Annotated in this window: 2 protein-coding genes and 2 pseudogenes; all 4 read left to right on the top strand. The window is 66.5% G+C overall.

What is annotated here, in order from left to right:
• Positions 1-91: 91 nt before the first annotated feature.
• Positions 92-910: pseudogene (gene istA / locus ACFWI9_RS33905) on the top strand (IS21 family transposase); the annotation flags it as partial.
• A 106-nt stretch (positions 911-1016) separates the two neighbouring features.
• Positions 1017-1205: pseudogene (locus ACFWI9_RS33900) on the top strand (hypothetical protein); the annotation flags it as partial.
• Between the two features lie 78 nt (positions 1206-1283).
• The gene (locus ACFWI9_RS33895; protein ID WP_387169055.1) at positions 1284-1484 is read left to right on the top strand and encodes a hypothetical protein; all 201 of its coding nucleotides are present in this window, start codon (positions 1284-1286) and stop codon (positions 1482-1484) included.
• Complete coding sequence (istB, locus tag ACFWI9_RS33890; protein WP_387169052.1) at positions 1484-2254, top strand: IS21-like element helper ATPase IstB; 771 nt, start codon at positions 1484-1486, stop codon at positions 2252-2254. The genes ACFWI9_RS33895 and istB overlap by 1 nt, the downstream gene beginning before the upstream one ends.
• Positions 2255-2325: the final 71 nt, after the last annotated feature.

Below are 2325 nucleotides of genomic sequence, written 5' to 3'. Positions count from 1 at the left end.
CGCGTCGTAGAGACGTTCGAGCAGAGAAGTGGATCACCCTTCGGACTTGTCAGCGGCCAAGCAGACAAGCACCGAAGGGTGACCGCTTCTTATGATCCTGGATCCGGAGGAATGGATGGACCTGCGTCGGTTCCGCGCCCTGCATCAGGCGGGCGTGAGTATCAGCGCGATAGCCCGGGAGACCGGGCATGACTGGCGGACGGTGAAGAAGTACCTGTCCGACGAGACGGCGACGGTGCCGTCGGCCCCGCCGCGGGCGGGGACCCAGCCGAGGAAGATAGCCAAGTTGGCGCCGGTGGTGGACGCCTGGCTGCGGGCGAGCATCGACCTGAAGGCGTCGGTGATCCACGAGCGGCTGGTCGACCAGTACGGCTTCGAGGGCCACTACCAGCGCGTGAAAATGTATGTCGCCGAAGCACGCCCTCGGATCCGTGCCGAACTCGGCTTGGACCAGGACATGGCGGGGCTGCACCGCCGCTTCGAGGTGACACCTGGTGGGCAGGCCCAGGTCGACTGGGGGCACGAAGGAACGATCCTTGCGCACGTCGGGATCGCGAACGTGTACTCGTTCCACATGACCCTGTCCTATGCGAGGGACCCGTTCTGCTGCTTCACCACCAGCCAGGACCTCGCGACGTTCTTCGACTGCCACCGCCGGGCCTTCGAACACTTCGGGGGTGTGCCTTCCACGGTCGTCTACGACCGGACGAAGACCGTGGTCAAGCGGCATGTCGCACCGGGCAAGGCGGTTCCGCTGCATCCGGAGGCGGTCGCGTTCGCCGGCTCCTACGGATTCGACCTCGACGTGCTTGCTGCCTACCGGCCGCAGGGCAAGGGCCGGGTCGAGCGGCAGGTCGACATCGTCCGCGACCACGTTCTCGCCGGCCGAGTATTCGGCACGCTCGCCGAGCTGGACGCCGCCTTCCAGGCCTGGGTGCCGATCCGGCACCGGCAGGTCCATCGCACTCACTGGCAAGGTCATCGCAGTGCGGGCGGCCCGGGACCGGGCCGCTTTGATGCCGCTGCCCGACCAGCCTTATCGGGTGGTCGAACGCCATCTGCGAAGGGTCGGCAAGGACTGCCTGATCTCCTTCGACGGCAGCCTCTACTCGGTCCCGGCCCGCCGCATCAGTCCCGGTCAGCAGGTCGAAGTCCGCGTCACACAAGACGAGATCACAATCCACCAGCTCGAGCCGGCCGACGAGAGCGAGAGCCTGCTCGCCGTCCATGACCGCACGGAGGTCAAGGGCAGCTGGGTCGTTGACAGTTCCCACTGGGACGGCTTGCCGGGCGGACACACCCGAAGCATCACCACCACTGATCCGTCCCTCCCACCCCAGCCCGCGGGGGGCACCGACCGACCGGACAGCACCGCGCTGGACGCGTTGCTGTCCCGCACCGCGGCCGCCCGCATTCCTGTCGGCCGGCGTCCGCTGGCCGACTACGACCTCGCCGCCGGCCTGCCGGTGCCCGGAGTGAACTGATGAGCGACCTGATCACCGCGCGGATCCGCGCACACGCCACCAAGCTGAACTTGCCCCACCTGGCTGCCAGCCTCGAGCAGCTGACCGCCCGCGCCGACCGGGACAAGATGGGCTACCTCGACTTCCTCGACCTCGTCCTGGAGGAAGAGACCGGGGTCCGCGACGGACGACGTTTCCGCACCGCCCTGCGGCTGTCGAAGCTGCCGCACCACAAGACACCCGACGACTTCGACTTCGCCTTCCAACCCGATCTCGACGTCCGCAAGGTCAAGGATCTCGCGGCCCTGTCGTTCATCGAGATCAAGGCCAACGCCGCTTTTCTGGGACCGCCCGGGGTGGGCAAGACACACCTGGCCGTCGGGCTCGCGGTCGCGGCCTGCCGGGCCGGCTTCTCCGTCTACTTCACGTCGCTGGACGACATGGTCCGCCAGCTGAAAGAAGCCGAGGCCCAAGGACGCCTCGCCACCAAGATGCGCACCTACCTCAAGCCGAGCGTCCTCGTGGTCGATGAGGTGGGGTATCAGCCCCTCGAACGGGCCGAGGCAAACCTGGTGTTCCAGGTGATCTCGAAGCGATACGAGACCGGTTCGATCTTGCTGACCTCGAACAAAACGTTCAGCGAATGGGGCCAGGTGTTCGGCGACGACGTCCTCGCCACCGCGATCCTCGACCGCCTCCTGCACCACTGCGAGGTCATCTCAATCAACGGGCCGAGCTACCGGCTCAAGAACCGACTTACTGCCATCGACGGAGCCACCAGCGTGGCATGATCACACCAGCTGACCTCTGGACGTGAGGTCGTACGCACCTCTGCATGTCAGGTCGTACGCAGACACCGGGC

Origin of the sequence: Streptomyces sp. NPDC127084 (assembly GCF_042724175.1) — a bacterium.
Classification (GTDB): domain Bacteria; phylum Actinomycetota; class Actinomycetes; order Streptomycetales; family Streptomycetaceae; genus Streptomyces.
This window is presented reverse-complemented; position numbering and strand designations above follow the sequence as displayed.